The following is a 14,947-nucleotide window of genomic DNA, read 5'->3' as shown; positions in this document are numbered from 1 at the left end:
TGCTCCAGTACTCAATAGTCCAGTCACCACAAACCGCGACTCGGGTGCAGGCTGAACGCAGGCCACGGGTTTAAACCGAAATCCCGCGCCAAAGAACACACCTGCGCGTCATTCGCACAACGCAACATCACTCCAGCACTTCAACCTCCATCCCAACCTCCACCACACCGGGCCCGTCATTTACCATGTTCTGCCCAAACCACACCTCACCCTCTTTCTCGCGGTAGGTCTTGAGCGTGCTCAGCGGTTCACGGTCTTCACTGCGCTCGCCGGTGGCCGGGTCGATCGTGGTCAGAATGCAACGGGAGCACCCTTTGAGCAGCCGAAATTCAACGTCACCAATGCGGATACGCTTCCAGCCATCTTCAGCGAACGCCTCAGCACCTTCCACCACCAGATTCGGACGAAAACGCAGCATCTCCTGAGACCGGCCGATTTTTGCGGACAGATCGTCCAGCGACGCCTGGCCGATCAACAACAACGGAAAGCCGTCGGCGAACCCGACTTTGTCCTCGACCGTGCCATACCCGGACGGCAGCCAGCGCGCCCGTTCCTGAGGGATATGCACCATGCGCGTGGGCTTGCCGATGAACTCACTGACCCAGCGGGCCGCCTCGTCGCCCGCATCGGGCACACGCAAGGTGTCGCGCCAGACTGTCACACCGCGCAGGTTGGCTTCGAGATCTTCCGGCAGCGGGACGTCCAGCCCCTCGACACCTGGCGCCGACAGCGTCACACCGCCGCGACCATTCCACAGTACCGACAGTTGCGACATCTGCGGCAAGGCGCGTTGGGTGAAGAATCGACCATTGCTCTCGTCGACCAGCATCCAGCGTCGATCACCTGTCAACCCCAACGCGTCGAAGCTGGCCTGCTGCAGCGGTTCGGCCTTGCAGGATTTCAGGGGATACCGATACAGCGCACTGAGATGCATCATGAACGCGTCCTTGAAGTGATGAGCGCAAAGCCATCACTTTATACGAGGGAAAGCCTCAAGGATCGGTACAGATACAAAAAAGCCCCTCCATACAGCAAGGGGCTCGAAACGCGTGCACGTGAATCAGTGGTCGAGCATCAGACGCTCGCGAACCACATCCACCAGTTTGTCCGGCTGGAATTTGGAGAGGAAGTTGTCGCAGCCGACCTTCTTCACCATCGATTCGTTGAAGCTGCCGGACAGCGACGTATGCAGGACGACGTACAGACCGCGCAGACGCGGATCGTGGCGTATTTCGGTGGTTAACCGGTAACCATCCATTTCAGGCATTTCCGCGTCGGTAAAGACCATCAGCAACTTGTCGGTCATCACCTCGCCGCTGTCGGCCCAGCCCTTGAGCATGTTCAACGCCTTGAGCCCGTCGCTGGCCACGTGCATCTTCACACCCAATTGAGACAAGGTGTCACGCAGCTGCGAAAGCGCCACGTTCGAGTCATCGACCAGCAGCACTTCACGACCACGGGCACGTTCCAGGACAGGGTCTTCCAGCTTTTCGCGGGACACCTTGGCACTGTAGGGGACGATTTCCGCCAACACCTTTTCGACGTCGATGATTTCGACCAACTGGTCGTCGACCTTGCTGATGGCCGTCAGGTAATGCTGGCGCCCTGCACTGCTGGGCGGCGGCAAGATGGCCTCCCAGTTCATGTTGACGATGCGGTCGACGCCGCCGACCAGGAACGCCTGGACCGAGCGGTTGTATTCGGTAACGATGATGGTGCTCGAAGGGCCCGGGACCAGCGGACGCATGCCGATGGCCTGAGACAGATCAATCACGGGAAGGGTTTGACCGCGCAGGTTCACCACGCCACAGACAAACGGATGACGCTGGGGCATCAGCGTCAACTTGGGCAGTTGCAGCACTTCCTGCACCTTGAATACGTTAATCGCGAACAGTTGCCGACCCGCCAGGCGGAACATGAGGATTTCCAGGCGGTTCTCACCCACCAGCTGTGTTCGTTGGTCTACTGTGTCGAGAATGCCAGCCATCTGTTGCTCCTGGAGCAGGTTCTAGTAAGTCCGCCTACCCTTTATCGGCAGAACCGGTGCAGACCTTAATGCTGATAAAAATGCCCGCCGGTACAATTGATATCACATTAACATCATGCTTTACTGACGTGCATCTAAAACACTGAAACTGCTGACGAATAGTGGCTTTTCGCCTAATCTGCAGACGGCCTCAGTGCATCCCCTAGGGGTATTCCTTAACGACAATCAGGGCAAACCTGATATTCGCGGTTTCTAATAGCCATTATTGTGAGGCCATTCTCATTGAATGAATGGAGTCAGGTACGTGGTCGTGTTCGTGGAATCCCCCGATCCCCTCGTCAAACCAGTGATAACAGACCGGACTGTCTGGGCTGCGGCACGAGGTATCGCACACAACTGCACCTTGCTGACTGCAAACAAATCACAACAATCAGAAACGCCCTACAGACATTCAATTGCCTTCAACATTAACTTTGGGCCACTCGCCCCCTGCGACCTTGATTCGCTGTCCATGAAGAGTGGAGATTTCAGATGCTGAACGGCAATGAGTGGCATCAACTGCACGGTGATTTTCTCAGCGACACCCAACACCTGATGGGCCGCGCAGACGAATGCCTGAGTCACCTGGAACTGATCAGTGACGATAAGGATGCAATCGAGTGCCTACTCGGCACGCTGCAACAGATCGCCGGCAAATCAGACGCAGCTCACGTCCAGGCGATCGCCAGCTTCGCCAGACAATTGCGTTACCTCTTGTACTTTGCAAGTGCTGCCGGACGCTTGCAGCCCAAAGCACTTATTTCCCTGCGCCAGTGCCTGTCGCTGCTGTCGTGGCAGATCGAACTGGTCGACCCCCTCACCGGTCAATTGCCGCTGGACGACAGCGAACAGCAACATCTGCTGGAACAGTTCGGCTGCTGTTGCGGCATCGGCCAGGTTGAAAGCAGCCCTGCCGTTCCTGTTGAGTGGCCCGTCCCTCTGACGTCGGTTCATTCGGAAACCGCTCTGGGCGAACGTGCCGAGCGCTCCAGCACACTCTGAGTTCCCCCCGTTGCGCCCTGCCGCTGATGTTCGCCAGGGCGACCCGCCTTGATCAACAGACCTTGTTGCGCGCCCCTCAATTGATCAGATTCAGACCCGCCATGTCTGTGCGCTTCTGTTGCAGCGTAACTTGGCAAGCGGCACGCTGAAGTTCTGCGATACAGACAACGGGCTTATATCTCGCCCGCCGCCTTATTAGCACTGTCGTGCCAATCATAAATCCTGACTAAATGGACAACCTTGTTGCGTGCGTTGTTTGCACGCGATGCTTAATAACGGCGGCATTTAAGGTAAGATCGGCGCCCGCGAATGAAAGCGGGAAGTTTGTGAACACGTTGTTCCTGTTGAAAGTCGACTCCTGGTTTTTGTACACACGTATAAAGGTGAACAGAGCCGTGCCGCTCTGTTGACCACGATAAGTGGCCTGACACATCCTGTTCAGGTATCCGCAACAATTATCCGATGGCTTCATCCGCTATGCATGGCAGCAACAAGACCTTCACGTTATGGCCTATGAGCTCGAACACCGTATTTCGATGGGTAGCGATGGTCTGTCTCGCGATCACCGCGTGCAATGTCGTCGCTTTTTTCTCGACGATGGCCTTTCATCCGCGCTGGCGCTCATTAACGTGCTCGCCTTGCTGGGCATCTGTTACTGCGTAAGTCGCCCCAGCAAAACCATACAGTTCCAGCCCCAAGAGCTGGCCGATCACATGCTGCAGGTTCAAGAAACGGAGCGCCATCGTCTGAGCCGCGAACTGCATGACGATATCGGTCAGATGCTGACCGCCGCCAAACTGCAAAGTGACTGGCTGCAACGTCGGGCGACGGAAGACCTGCATCCCCACTGCGCCATGCTCAACAACATTCTCGACGAAACCCTGGCCAAGGTACGGGACGTGTCGGCCATCCTGAATCCAAGGCAGCTGGCAAGCCTGGGGCTCGAAGCCAGCCTGCGTGCGCACCTGCTGCGCACGCTGGTGGACACCCCTGTGCTCTGGAGTCTTGAATGCCACCAGCGGCTGGCTGGCATTCCTGAGGAAATGGCCGTGGCGGCCTTTCGCATCACGCAGGAAGCGGTCACCAACATGCTGCGCCACGCGCAAGCGAAGAACCTGCTGGTGCGGATTCAGCGTCGCCCCGACGGTCTGGCGCTCAGCATTTCCGATGACGGGCTGGGATTTTTGCCCGCCGCCAATCCGGGTCAGCAAGGGCAACGCGGCATGGCGGGCATGGTCGAGCGGGCCACCCTGCTGGGCGGGCATCTGACCGTAGAAAGCGAGCCTGGTCGCGGCACTCACATTCAAGCCTTGTTTCCCTGGGCACCCCGCGCTCGGGAACGCGCCGACATAAGTAAGCACTCATGATCTGCAATCTTCTTCTGGTCGACGACCACGCTCTGATTCGTGCGGGTGTCCGCGCACTGGTTTCCGACATTCCCGGCTATCAGGTTATCGGCGAAGCCGCCGATGGCGAGCACCTGCTGGAGATGACACAGGAATTGAAGCCGGACATCATCCTGCTCGACATTTCGATGAAGGACAGCAACGGACTCGATGCGCTGGAGCGGCTTCACAAAGCTTTGCCGGACAGCAAGGTGCTGATCCTGTCCATGCACACGGAACCGCAGATGATCATGCGGGCGCTGGAGGCCGGGGCGCACGGTTACCTGCTCAAGGACGCCACCGGCACCGAGATCGAGCAGGCTCTCGAGGCGCTGAGAAACGATGAACGCTACCTCAGCCCCGCCATCGCGCACACGGTGATCAACCAGGCATTGGTCAGTGCTCAGTCGAATAAGGTTGAGCCGGTCGAGAACCACAATCTCACCGCACGCCAGCTGGAGATCCTGCGCCTGATCGTACGCGGCAAATCCACGCGGGAAATCGCCAACGGCCTGAACCTCAGCGTCAAGACCGTCGAGACCCATCGCTCGCAGATCATGAAGCGATTGCAGATCTACGACGTGGCGGGCCTGGTGCTGTTCTGTGTGAGGGAGCAGATCATCAGCCTTGATGATTGACGCTCGCCGCACCGCGCAAACGTTTGTCCATGGTCGGCTGCCCCCCCATGGCTTCGCATTCCTTTCGCAGACGAGCGGGCTGATTGCTGCAACCCCTGAGATTCAAAGGCTGAGTCGCGAAGGCACGCCCGCCTGCGGGTCAAGGCAATGTACGCGTCAGCCGATCCGCTTCGACTGCCCCAGCAACGGCGAATGCGCGGGCAGGTGAATGCGCAATGCGCCGGGACGGGCCTCGAAACGCAGGCTTTCGCCACGCAACGGCTCACCGTCCAGATTGATGTCAAGGCCCTCGGCAGACTTCAATTCAACCCACGGCAAGCGCGCGCGAACGAACAGGTTGTCGATCCCCAACCCGCCCTCCAGCAAGCTCTTGAGCGTACCGACGATTTCCTGTGGCGCCGGCAGAATACTGATGTCGAGCAGACCATCGTCCGCTAACGCATCGGGGCACAACGGATGCCCGCCACCCGCCTGTCGACCATTGCCAATCCCCAACGCGAGCAGGTCGCCGCGCCAATGGAAGTCCGGACCGTTCAATTCGCCGTAAGCCGCTTTCAACTCACTGAAACGCGATAGCCCCGTAAACAGATAGGCGGCGCCGCCCAGCACCTTTTTCAAGTCTTCCGAGGTGTTGGCGGTGACCTGACTGCCGAACCCTCCCGTGGCCATATTCAGGAACATCTGGCCGTCGACAACGCCCATGTCGACCTTGCGCGCCGGCACATCCAGCAAGTCGAGTGCGCGTTCGATCTCCAGTGGGACGCCTGCAGAACGGGCGAAATCGTTGGCGGTGCCCAACGGCAGGATCGTCAGACTCGCGTCGCTGTCCGCCAATGCCAGCGCCTCGGCGATATCGCGCAGCGTCCCGTCGCCGCCGCCTGCAATGATTTGCGTGTGTCCGGCCGCCAGCGCTTCTGCGACCAGACGCTGCGCATCGCCGCCTTCCCACGTCAATCGAACGTCCAGTTCCCAGCCATGCTTGCGTTTACGGTTAACCGCGTCGCGAACGTCGTCGTTGAGCGCCTGTTTACCATGAAGAATCAAGAGTGCCCTGCGCTCCGTCATACCTTTCCCTCTTCCTGTGCGATTCATTGCGTGAAGTGTTGACCTCAAGCCCGCGAAAAAAAGCCCGGACACCGATTTTTTTTTGCATCAGGGCGAAAAGAGCGGAATGCCCATGATCATTGGATCCCAACCGCCACGACTTGCCGTGATGGTCCGGCCCGGGCATCGCCCCGATGGGTCATGACCGCCTTCAGCATGACAGTGGCTGTTTCATGGGCTTTACTCTCGTAAGCACTCGTTTGAGGGACTTTCTGACCTGCTTTTGGAAGTAGTCCTACGCCGCTTGAGAAGAAATAGGATTTTTTCCTAACGACGGGATTGAAAAGCAGGGCAATAGGGTGCTTAATCGACAAATTATTGGCTTATTTTGAATTACCCCGCAGAAAAGTCATTAAATTGACTTTAGGATGGAATGCGGGGCAGCTAAGCCAGTCATGGATTCATGGATCGAAGATGTGAGGACGATGTATGCGACTGCAACCGGTCGACAGCCTTGTGCTGACGCGCACCAGCCTGATCGAGTATTTCCTGTTCGCCGTCCGGCTGGTTCATGGAGTCACAGCCGTTCTACCCGGCATCCTGATCCTCGCCTACTGGAAAACCGACACCCCGACACCGCCTCAAGGCTACCTGATGGTGCAGGTCTTCTTCGGCGTGGTGTGCGTGCTGATGTTTCAGGCGCTGGGGGTTTATTCGGAAAGCATTTTCACCAACCGCTCTCGCTTCAAGATGATCCTGTTCGTCTGGTCGTCGGCGTTCTGCGTGTTGTTGTTCATGTACAAGGCGATGGACCTTTTCGACTACATCACCCAGGAACAACTGATGGTGTGGTTCGTCGCCAGCCTGGCGATGTTCTGCGCCGACCGCATACTGCTCCTGCTGATCTACAAGCGCCTGATGGCGCGCGGGTTCTTCCTGCAGAACGCAGTGATTCTGGGCGCCACCGAGAACGGACAGCGCCTGGCCGAATACATGCTGCAGAACCAGGACATTCGCTCCGGGGTATTGGGGTTCATAGACGACCGCATCGGTCGCCTGCCGAAGACCATGGCCGGCCTGCCCCTGCTCGGTAACACCAAGGACCTTGAAGGCCTGATCCGCGAGGAGAAAGTCACGCAGGTGCTGGTCGCCCTTCCCTGGTCGGCAGAAAACCGCATGGACTACATCATTCGTGAGCTGCGCAGGCTGCCGGTCAACGTGCTGTTGGTGCCGGACATGGTCGCCTTCAGGCACGCGCACAACCGCATCACCGAGGTCGCCAGCCTGCCGATGTTCAATGCCTCCGACGTGCCGTTGCGCGGCTGGTCGCCATTGTTCAAGCGGGTCGAAGACATGTTGCTGTCGAGCCTGGCGATCCTGCTGCTGTCCCCGGTCATGCTGGTCATCGCCGCGGCCATCAAGCTGGACTCCCGAGGGCCGGTGCTGTTCTGGCAAAAACGCTATGGCTACAACAACCGCTTGATCACTGTGTGCAAGTTTCGCTCGATGCACACCCATCATGCGGACGCTACGTCTGAGCAGCAGACCGTCAAGGGCGATGCCAGGGTGACCCGCATCGGCCGTTTCATCCGCAAAACCAGCCTGGATGAGTTGCCGCAATTGTTCAACGTGTTCGCGGGCAGTATGTCAATGGTGGGGCCGCGCCCACATGCCACGGCCACCAAGGCCGCCGGCATTTTATTCGAACAAGCTGTCAAGGAGTACACCTCGCGTCATCGGGTCAAACCGGGCATTACCGGGCTGGCTCAGATCAACGGTTTTCGTGGTGAGACAGATACGGTGGAAAAGATCGAAAAGCGTGTCGAATTCGACCTTGAGTACATCGAAAACTGGTCCGTCTGGTTCGATCTATACATCCTTTTGCGCACTGTTCCGGCAGTGCTCTTCTCCCGCGAGGCTTACTGATGGGCACCCTTATTCCCTGCATTATCGCCGGCGGTGCCGGCACCCGATTGTGGCCAGTGTCACGTGAAGCCATGCCAAAGCCCTTCATGCGGCTGCCAGACGGCGAAAGCCTGCTGCAAAAGACCTTCAATCGTGCCAGCCACCTGGACGGCGTCGAAAGCCTGCTGACGGTAACCAACCGGGAAGTCTATTTCCGGACCGTCGACGACTATCGCCTGTTGAACAAGAACAAGATTCACCTGGACTTCCTGCTGGAGCCGTTCGGACGCAATACCGCGCCTGCCATCGCCGCTGCCGCGCTTCATGTCCAGGCGCTGCGGGGTGACGACGCTCAGTTGCTGATCCTGCCTGCCGATCATCTGATCCACGACGTGGAGGCGTTCGCCACGGCGGTCACAGACGCCCGCAAGCTGGCCGATGAAGGCTGGATGGTGACCTTCGGCCTGATCCCCACACGTGCGGAAACCGGCTTTGGTTACATCGAAAAAGGCCAGGCTTTGAGTGACAAGGCGTACCAGGTGGCGCGATTCGTCGAGAAACCCGACGCGACCACCGCCAACGAATACCTGAACGGTGGCCTGCACCTGTGGAACGCCGGGATGTTTTGCATGCGCGTCGACGTGCTGTTGCACGAACTGGAAACCCACGCCCCCGATGTGCTGGCGGCTGTGCGTCACTGCCTTTCCCAATGCAACAGCAAAGAAGGCAGCAATGAACGGCAGATGGAACTGGACGCCACCACGTTCGCCCTCGCTCCGGACATTTCGATTGACTACGCCTTGATGGAGCGCTCGCAAAAAGTGGCCGTGGTGCCGTGCGAGCTTGGCTGGAGCGACATCGGCTCGTGGTCAGCGATTCGCGAACTGGCTCCGGAGGACGAAAACGGTAACCAGTGCAATGGCCAGGTCGTGCTGCACGACGTCACTAACTGCTACATCGACTCCAAGAAGCGACTGGTCGGTGCCGTCGGTCTGGATAACCTGATCATCATCGACACCCCGGACGCCCTGCTGATCGCCGACGCCGAGCGCAGCCAGGAAGTCAAAGTCATTGCTCAGGAGCTCAAGCGCCAGGGCCACCCCGCTTACCTGTTGCACAACACCGTGACCCGTCCGTGGGGCACCTACACGGTCCTTGAGGAAGGCAAGCGCTTCAAGATCAAACGCATCGTGGTCAAGCCCCAGGCGTCGTTGTCGCTGCAAATGCACCACCATCGCAGCGAGCACTGGATCGTCGTCAGCGGCATGGCCCGCGTCACCAACGGCGAGCGCGAATTCATGCTCGACACCAACGAATCGACCTTTATCAAGCCTGGCCACACTCACCGTCTGGTCAACCCCGGCGTGATCGATCTGGTGATGATCGAGGTACAAAGTGGCGAGTACCTGGGTGAAGACGACATCGTGCGCTTCACCGACGTCTACGGCCGCGTACCGGCTGCACCGTCGGCCTGATCAGCCCCTGAACCGGCCGCGCGCGTCGCGGCTGATACCTCTTCAACGCAGCGAGGCCAGCGTTCTCCCCTGAGCAGCACCCCGTCCACGGCCAAGCCGGGGCACCACAGACATTGGACTTGGCAGTATTGCCGACATGATTGTTTTACCCGCAAGGGAGCCGTATTCATGCATGACAGGAGTTCTGGACCAATGAAAAACACGTTGATGCTCGTCAGCGTGCTGTTGCTGTGCGCGTGCAACACACCCGCACGGATAGGGCTGCCGGAATCACCGGAAATCAAGGCCGCGCAGGATGCAGGCCGAGCCCTGGCCGGCAAACCGCTGCCGCCTGAACGCATTCACGCAGGTGACACCCTGCGTATCGTGCGCAACACCGGCGAAGCGCCTTCGATCTCGGCGTTCACGGCCAACTCCATCTATGAGCTGACGCTGTTCCCGGTGCTCAACGACGGCACGTTTTCCTACCCGTACATCGGCTCGGTGAAAGCGGCCGGGTTGACCGTGCCGCAGCTCATCCAAGTCCTGGAGGACAAGCTGGCGCCGGTCTACCGGGAAACCGCGTTGACCGTCAACATCAGCCAGGCGCCGAGCAACATGGTGTTCGTGGGAGGCGCGGTTCGCAATCCCGCCAACCTGCCCGTGTCGGTGGTCACCAACCTTGAGCAGGCGCTGGTAGGCGCCGGAGGCATCAACCCGGATGCCGATGCGCGCCTCGTCGCGCTGCTACGTCAGGGCGACGACGGCCTCTACAAGACGTATTTCTTTGATTACAGCAAGCTGCTCTACGCGGGCAGCGGAGGCCCGACGGCGCCGGTGTTGTTGCAGCGCGGTGATGTTGTATTCGTCCCTAAATCCGGGGTCGGCAACAAGATCGACGGCGTGAATCTGTACTTCAACCAATTGATCCCCTTCTCTAAATCGTTGGGCTTCGGTGTGAATTACAACTTGCGCGACAACAACTAACCGGAAGGGACCGCCGACATGATAACCATCCGCTCATTGCGCGATGTACTGCGCCTGTTTTTCATCTTCCGGCGGGAGGTGCAGATCACCGTGGTGGCGACGTTCGCGATCATCGTGCTCGGCGCTTTCCTGTTGCCCAACCGGTATGAGTCCACGGCCCTGCTGCTGGTCAAGCCTGGCCGCGACACCAGCACTGTGCCGATCGAACTCGCAGACCGGCAGTCGATCGCCGTGCCGAGTGCCCTGCGCGACCCGTTACTCGACGAAGAGCGCATGCTGACGGGTCGCCCCATCATCCGGCGGGTCGCGCAGCAGTACATGGAAAAGCTGGCCGAGGCACCGAAGCCCTCCGGCGTTTTCGCCGCCATCAAAAACGCCCCAGGTGCGGCCTTCCGAGCCATCATCGATGTGATTCGCAGCGGGCTGGAAATGGTCGGACTGGTCGAGGCCCGTTCACCGGAAGAGCGCCTTGCCGAGGACCTGGAAAAGAATTTCAAGGCCAGTCACGAACCGGGCTCTTCGGTGATGGAGCTCACCTTCACCTGGAACGATCCCGAGGTGGCCCAGGCAGTGTTGAAAAACTGGGTCGATGAGTACGGCAACGAGCGCGCCCGGACGCTGGGCCGGGTAAACCTCTATGCGTTTTACGAGCAAGAGGTGAAGGACACGCAAGCCAACATTCTTTCTCACAAGCACGACATCCAGACACTGCTCGACCAGCTGGGCACCGTGAGCATCCATCAACGAATGGCCGATATCGCCCAAGGCCTGAATGACCTGCGCACCGAGCGCAACAACACCGCCCGCTCCATTGCCTCGACCAAGGCCGGGATGGACAAGATTCAGGAGCAGATGAACAAGCAGACACGGCTGATCAGCTCGGGCAAGGAGCTGGCCCTCAATCCGAGCCGTCAGGACTTGCAAAACCGCATCAACAGCAAGGAAGTCGAACGCCAGGAATTGCTGCGCTCGTTCAAGGAGAGCGCGCCGCCGGTCCAGGCGTTGGACAACGAGATCAAAAACCTCAAGGCGCTGTGGAGCAGTCAGGCAACAACGGTGCAACGCACGGAAAATATCGCGCCCAATCCACTGTTCACCCGCCTGCAAAACATCCTGAACGACCAGCAGGCCAGTTACACCCGCCTGCTGGTACAGCGCGAGCAACTCGACGCCCAACTGGCGCAACTGGAGAAGGATCGTACTCAGGCACTGGACCTCGAACCCCGATTCTCGCGACTGCAAAGCGAGCTGAATGCCGAGGAGAAGAACTTCATTCTCTACACCGACAGCCTGGAAAAGGCGCGCATCGACCGCGAGCTGGATAACAAGCGCATCAGCAATATTGCGATCATCGAACACGCCACGCTCAACCCCAGCCGGGTATTTCCGAAAAGCCTGTTGATGTTGCTGCTGGCCATTCCGTTGAGCCTGGGTGTCGGGCTGCTGGCCTTGTACCTGTTCTATCTGCTGGACCAGCGCATCCACGACGGGGACAGGATCGAGGCGCAGTTCGGCGTGCCGCTCTGGACCAGCCTGCAGGACACGACGGTGGCGCAACCGCATCGCAACAGCGCCTTCATCGCCAGTCTGTATCGCCTGTACAGCGTGCTGCCGCTCAAACAAGTGCCTGACAAAGGGTTGAGCATCGGCCTGACCTCCGCGCATTCGGGCGAAGGGGTGAGCTTCGTCGTCGAACACCTGCGCGCGCTCCTTGAAGAGCATGGCCACAGCGTCCGTGTGGGGGCTGGACGTGCGGCACAACCGGGTGAAATCCAGCTGATCGCTGCGTCCGATTTCTACGCGAACCAGCAAGCGTTCGTGCACTTGCGCGATGCCGACCTCATCGTGCTGGTGGTCCGGGCAGAAAGCTCCACCCTGCCGATGCTGCAAAACGCACTGACGACGCTGACCACCGCGTTCAAGCGTGTCGACGGGATCATCCTCAACCGCCGTCGCTTCGAAATTCCGGAGAGCGTGCTGGCCTGGATCGGCCGTTTCCGGAGGCAGCATTAACATGCAAATTGCCCTGCTCGCCCCTTTGCCGCCGGAACAGAACGGCATCGCCGATTACGCCGGCCACCTCAAGCACGCCCTTGAGGACCTGGGGGTGAGGGTCCGAACGCCGCTTCAAGGCATTGGCAACGATCCCGAGGCGGCCCGGCAGCGTGTGGCCGATGCCGACTGGGCGGGCATCGACCTGGTGCATGCGGAAATCGGCGGCGGGCGACTCGCCGAATTTCACGCCTTGCGCGCGTTGCGTGAGCGCTACCCGCAGTTGCCACTGACCGCTACGGTTCACGACCCTGAACGCCTCGTCTGGCGTCGGCACACCCTGCCCTGGCCGCTCTCGGTGGCGGCGTCGCTGCGCTCGCCCCTGCCGGAAATGGCCACCGTGCTCGCTGACCCGCTCTGCTTGCGCGAGGAACGTCAACTGGCGCGGCACATGACCCGGCTGGTGACCCTGACCCACACCGGGAATCGCTGCCTGCAACAACGCATGGGGCTGCAACAGGCCCAGATGGCCGTGATCCCTCACGGCAATCTGCCGATCGCACCGTTGCCGTTGCCTGCGCTGCAACCCCTCAAGCTGCTCTATTTCGGCTTCATCTATCGGGGCAAGGGCATTGAAGATTTACTCGAAGCCCTGGCGCAGCTGTTTATCGAGAAACCGGCCTTGCGCGCGCGGGTGCGCCTGACCCTCGCGGGCGGCAGTGAGCCGGAAATGGCGTTTGGCCCCTCGGGCAGTTATCTGCAACAACTGCGTCAGCGTATCCGTGAGCTGGGGCTGGCGGACCTGATCGGCTGGCACCTGGACCTACCGGCCGCCGATATCCCGCAGGTGATCCAGGCGCATCACGTGATGGTCCTGCCGTATCGGGAGTCGAGCAAGCTGAAGATCCTCGGCAAACTGCGCGGCACCAGCGGCGCCCTCTCGTGGGCCATGGCCTGCGGGCGAGGCGTGATCACGTCCGATGCCCGCTCGTTTGCCGAAGAGGTGTCCCATGGCAATGGCGACATTTACCCGCAAGGCAACGTTCCGGCGCTGATGGCGGCGTTGTCTCGTCTGTGCGAGCAACCCCAAATGGCTCAGACGTGGGCCGACCGGGCGTCTACGCTAGGACGCGAGCGGGTCTGGAGCCTGACCGCCGAACGTTTTCAATCACTTTTCCAACAGGCTTGCGGGGTTCGTCCATGAAGGGCAGAGCGTTACGGGCAATGGCATGGATCAGCGCCTGCGCATTGACGATGAGCAGTCCGGCCGTGGAAGCCGAAACCGTGTTGCGCGCGCAACGGACGGTGACCTGGAAAGACTTTCTGGGGGTTAACGTGCAATTCCACTATTTCACCCCGGACATTTACCAGAAGCAGATGACGCGGCTCGATGCGTTGGGGCTGAACTGGATTCGCTGGACGTTGCACTGGCCAATTCTCGAGCCAGCGCCCGGGCAGTACAACCTGGCGGACCTGGACGCCGCGATGGCTGCCGCCGCCCCACACAACTACAACACGGTGGCCTACCTGGTGGGTTCGGCAACCTTCGACAGCAGCGGACCGCAGGGCGCCAGCAACGCGGACCAATACCCGCCACGCGACAACAGCATCTTTGCCGAGCGCATGACCGCCCTCGCCCAGCATTACCCGCAGGTCAGCCACTGGCAGGTCTGGAACGAGCCCAACATCATCTGGCTCCCGCAAGCGGATCCCGTGGCCTATTACAGCCTGCTGACAGAGACCGCCAGCGCCATCCGCACCGCGTTGCCCGGCAAACCGATCGTCACCGCCGGCGTTGCGTATTACGGGCAAATGCGCGGTTCCACCGGTTACATGCTGCAATCGATGGTCGACCAGGGCTTGGCCAGTCAAAAGATCACGGCGGCCTACCATCCGTATTCCGAATACCCCGAAGGCGACTCGATCGGCGACCGGGATTTTCTGGTGCGTGGCAACGCCCTGAACAAGAGCCTGCATGACGCAGGCGTCAAAGACGTCTGGGCCACCGAATGGGGCTGGTCGAGCTACAAAGGGCCGGTGGAAATGCAGCACATCATCGGGCTTGATGGCCAGGCTGACTACACGCTGCGGCGCTTGGCAATGATGAGCACGATGGATTATCAGCGCATCTTTGTGTTCAACCTCAGCGACCTCGATCAACGCGCCAGCACCCGCGATCGAGGTTACGGGCTGGTGGACCTCGATGGCGAACCCAAGCCGGTGTACACCGCGCTGAAAAATTTCTTCGACGTCACCGGCCCCACGCTGATGCCTGCCGATCCACCGCCGGCACTGGCGATCCCCGAAGACCTGTATGCCATTGCATGGAACCGTGCGGACGGCGCTCATCTGTTGATGGCCTGGAGCGCCAGCAGCTCGCACCTGAACTTCCCTGGCATCAAGACCGCCACACTGTATGACCCACTGACCGGCAACCACAGCGAGCTGGCCAGCGCCAAGGGCGTCGATGTACCGCTCACGCCCACGTTGCAAATCCTCGTCTGGAAGCCTTGA

The 14,947-nt window shown here is 59.8% G+C and carries 12 protein-coding genes; 9 read left to right on the top strand and 3 right to left on the bottom strand.

The window, feature by feature from the left end:
- Nucleotides 1-127: 127 nt before the first annotated feature.
- Nucleotides 128-937 carry an MOSC domain-containing protein gene (locus tag AB4N84_RS22190; RefSeq protein WP_074749663.1) on the bottom strand — a complete coding sequence of 270 codons (810 nt, stop codon included), beginning with the start codon at nucleotides 935-937 and terminating at the stop codon, nucleotides 128-130.
- A gap of 123 nt (nucleotides 938-1,060) precedes the next feature.
- Nucleotides 1,061-1,987 (bottom strand): chemotaxis protein CheV, encoded by a 927-nt coding sequence (locus AB4N84_RS22185; protein WP_074749662.1) that lies wholly within the window; start codon nucleotides 1,985-1,987, stop codon nucleotides 1,061-1,063.
- Nucleotides 1,988-2,518: 531 nt separating this feature from the next.
- On the opposite strand from AB4N84_RS22185, the gene AB4N84_RS22180 reads away from it, so the two are divergent.
- The 3 genes from AB4N84_RS22180 to AB4N84_RS22170 all read left to right on the top strand — a co-directional run bounded on the left by AB4N84_RS22180 (nucleotide 2,519) and on the right by AB4N84_RS22170 (nucleotide 5,051).
- On the top strand, nucleotides 2,519-3,028 hold the full coding sequence (locus tag AB4N84_RS22180; RefSeq protein WP_460043200.1) for a hypothetical protein: 510 nt from the start codon (nucleotides 2,519-2,521) through the stop codon (nucleotides 3,026-3,028).
- 506 nt (nucleotides 3,029-3,534) lie between these two features.
- Nucleotides 3,535-4,395: a sensor histidine kinase gene (locus tag AB4N84_RS22175; RefSeq protein ID WP_460043198.1), complete on the top strand. Its 861-nt coding sequence runs from the start codon at nucleotides 3,535-3,537 to the stop codon at nucleotides 4,393-4,395.
- On the top strand, nucleotides 4,392-5,051 hold the full coding sequence (locus tag AB4N84_RS22170) for a response regulator (protein ID WP_074749659.1): 660 nt from the start codon (nucleotides 4,392-4,394) through the stop codon (nucleotides 5,049-5,051). The genes AB4N84_RS22175 and AB4N84_RS22170 overlap by 4 nt, the downstream gene beginning before the upstream one ends.
- A 156-nt stretch (nucleotides 5,052-5,207) precedes the next feature.
- Here the strand turns inward: AB4N84_RS22170 and yegS are convergent, their stop codons facing one another.
- Nucleotides 5,208-6,116, bottom strand: a complete 909-nt coding sequence (gene yegS, locus AB4N84_RS22165; RefSeq protein ID WP_460043197.1) for a lipid kinase YegS — start codon at nucleotides 6,114-6,116, stop codon at nucleotides 5,208-5,210.
- Between the two features lie 468 nt (nucleotides 6,117-6,584).
- On the opposite strand from yegS, the gene AB4N84_RS22160 reads away from it, so the two are divergent.
- From AB4N84_RS22160 to AB4N84_RS22135, 6 genes are all read left to right on the top strand, one after another.
- The gene (locus AB4N84_RS22160; protein ID WP_460043196.1) at nucleotides 6,585-8,021 is read left to right on the top strand and encodes an undecaprenyl-phosphate glucose phosphotransferase; all 1,437 of its coding nucleotides are present in this window, start codon (nucleotides 6,585-6,587) and stop codon (nucleotides 8,019-8,021) included.
- Nucleotides 8,021-9,475, top strand: a complete 1,455-nt coding sequence (locus tag AB4N84_RS22155) for a mannose-1-phosphate guanylyltransferase/mannose-6-phosphate isomerase (RefSeq protein WP_460043195.1) — start codon at nucleotides 8,021-8,023, stop codon at nucleotides 9,473-9,475. Before AB4N84_RS22160 ends, AB4N84_RS22155 begins: the two co-directional genes overlap by 1 nt.
- A 192-nt stretch (nucleotides 9,476-9,667) precedes the next feature.
- Nucleotides 9,668-10,441: a polysaccharide biosynthesis/export family protein gene (locus AB4N84_RS22150; protein ID WP_460043194.1), complete on the top strand. Its 774-nt coding sequence runs from the start codon at nucleotides 9,668-9,670 to the stop codon at nucleotides 10,439-10,441.
- Nucleotides 10,442-10,459: 18 nt separating this feature from the next.
- Complete coding sequence (locus AB4N84_RS22145; protein ID WP_460043193.1) at nucleotides 10,460-12,454, top strand: GumC family protein; 1,995 nt, start codon at nucleotides 10,460-10,462, stop codon at nucleotides 12,452-12,454.
- Between the two features lies 1 nt (nucleotide 12,455).
- Complete coding sequence (locus tag AB4N84_RS22140; RefSeq protein WP_460043191.1) at nucleotides 12,456-13,637, top strand: glycosyltransferase; 1,182 nt, start codon at nucleotides 12,456-12,458, stop codon at nucleotides 13,635-13,637.
- A 20-nt stretch (nucleotides 13,638-13,657) separates the two neighbouring features.
- Nucleotides 13,658-14,947 carry a beta-xylosidase gene (locus AB4N84_RS22135; RefSeq protein ID WP_460043190.1) on the top strand — a complete coding sequence of 430 codons (1,290 nt, stop codon included), beginning with the start codon at nucleotides 13,658-13,660 and terminating at the stop codon, nucleotides 14,945-14,947.

The organism is Pseudomonas sp. S2_H01, assembly GCF_054668305.1.
Note: the sequence above shows the minus strand (reverse complement) of the source record. Positions and strands in the feature narration are given on the sequence as shown.

What these genes read in the sequence shown, in the direction of transcription:
- AB4N84_RS22190 (WP_074749663.1), bottom strand. Translation starts at nt 937, where the DNA reads ATGATGCATCTCAGTGCGCTGTATCGGTATCCCCTGAAATCCTGCAAG.
- AB4N84_RS22185 (WP_074749662.1), bottom strand. Translation starts at nt 1,987, where the DNA reads ATGGCTGGCATTCTCGACACAGTAGACCAACGAACACAGCTGGTGGGT.
- AB4N84_RS22180 (WP_460043200.1), top strand. Translation starts at nt 2,519, where the DNA reads ATGCTGAACGGCAATGAGTGGCATCAACTGCACGGTGATTTTCTCAGC.
- AB4N84_RS22175 (WP_460043198.1), top strand. Translation starts at nt 3,535, where the DNA reads ATGGCCTATGAGCTCGAACACCGTATTTCGATGGGTAGCGATGGTCTG.
- AB4N84_RS22170 (WP_074749659.1), top strand. Translation starts at nt 4,392, where the DNA reads ATGATCTGCAATCTTCTTCTGGTCGACGACCACGCTCTGATTCGTGCG.
- yegS (WP_460043197.1), bottom strand. Translation starts at nt 6,116, where the DNA reads ATGACGGAGCGCAGGGCACTCTTGATTCTTCATGGTAAACAGGCGCTC.
- AB4N84_RS22160 (WP_460043196.1), top strand. Translation starts at nt 6,585, where the DNA reads ATGCGACTGCAACCGGTCGACAGCCTTGTGCTGACGCGCACCAGCCTG.
- AB4N84_RS22155 (WP_460043195.1), top strand. Translation starts at nt 8,021, where the DNA reads ATGGGCACCCTTATTCCCTGCATTATCGCCGGCGGTGCCGGCACCCGA.
- AB4N84_RS22150 (WP_460043194.1), top strand. Translation starts at nt 9,668, where the DNA reads ATGAAAAACACGTTGATGCTCGTCAGCGTGCTGTTGCTGTGCGCGTGC.
- AB4N84_RS22145 (WP_460043193.1), top strand. Translation starts at nt 10,460, where the DNA reads ATGATAACCATCCGCTCATTGCGCGATGTACTGCGCCTGTTTTTCATC.
- AB4N84_RS22140 (WP_460043191.1), top strand. Translation starts at nt 12,456, where the DNA reads ATGCAAATTGCCCTGCTCGCCCCTTTGCCGCCGGAACAGAACGGCATC.
- AB4N84_RS22135 (WP_460043190.1), top strand. Translation starts at nt 13,658, where the DNA reads ATGGCATGGATCAGCGCCTGCGCATTGACGATGAGCAGTCCGGCCGTG.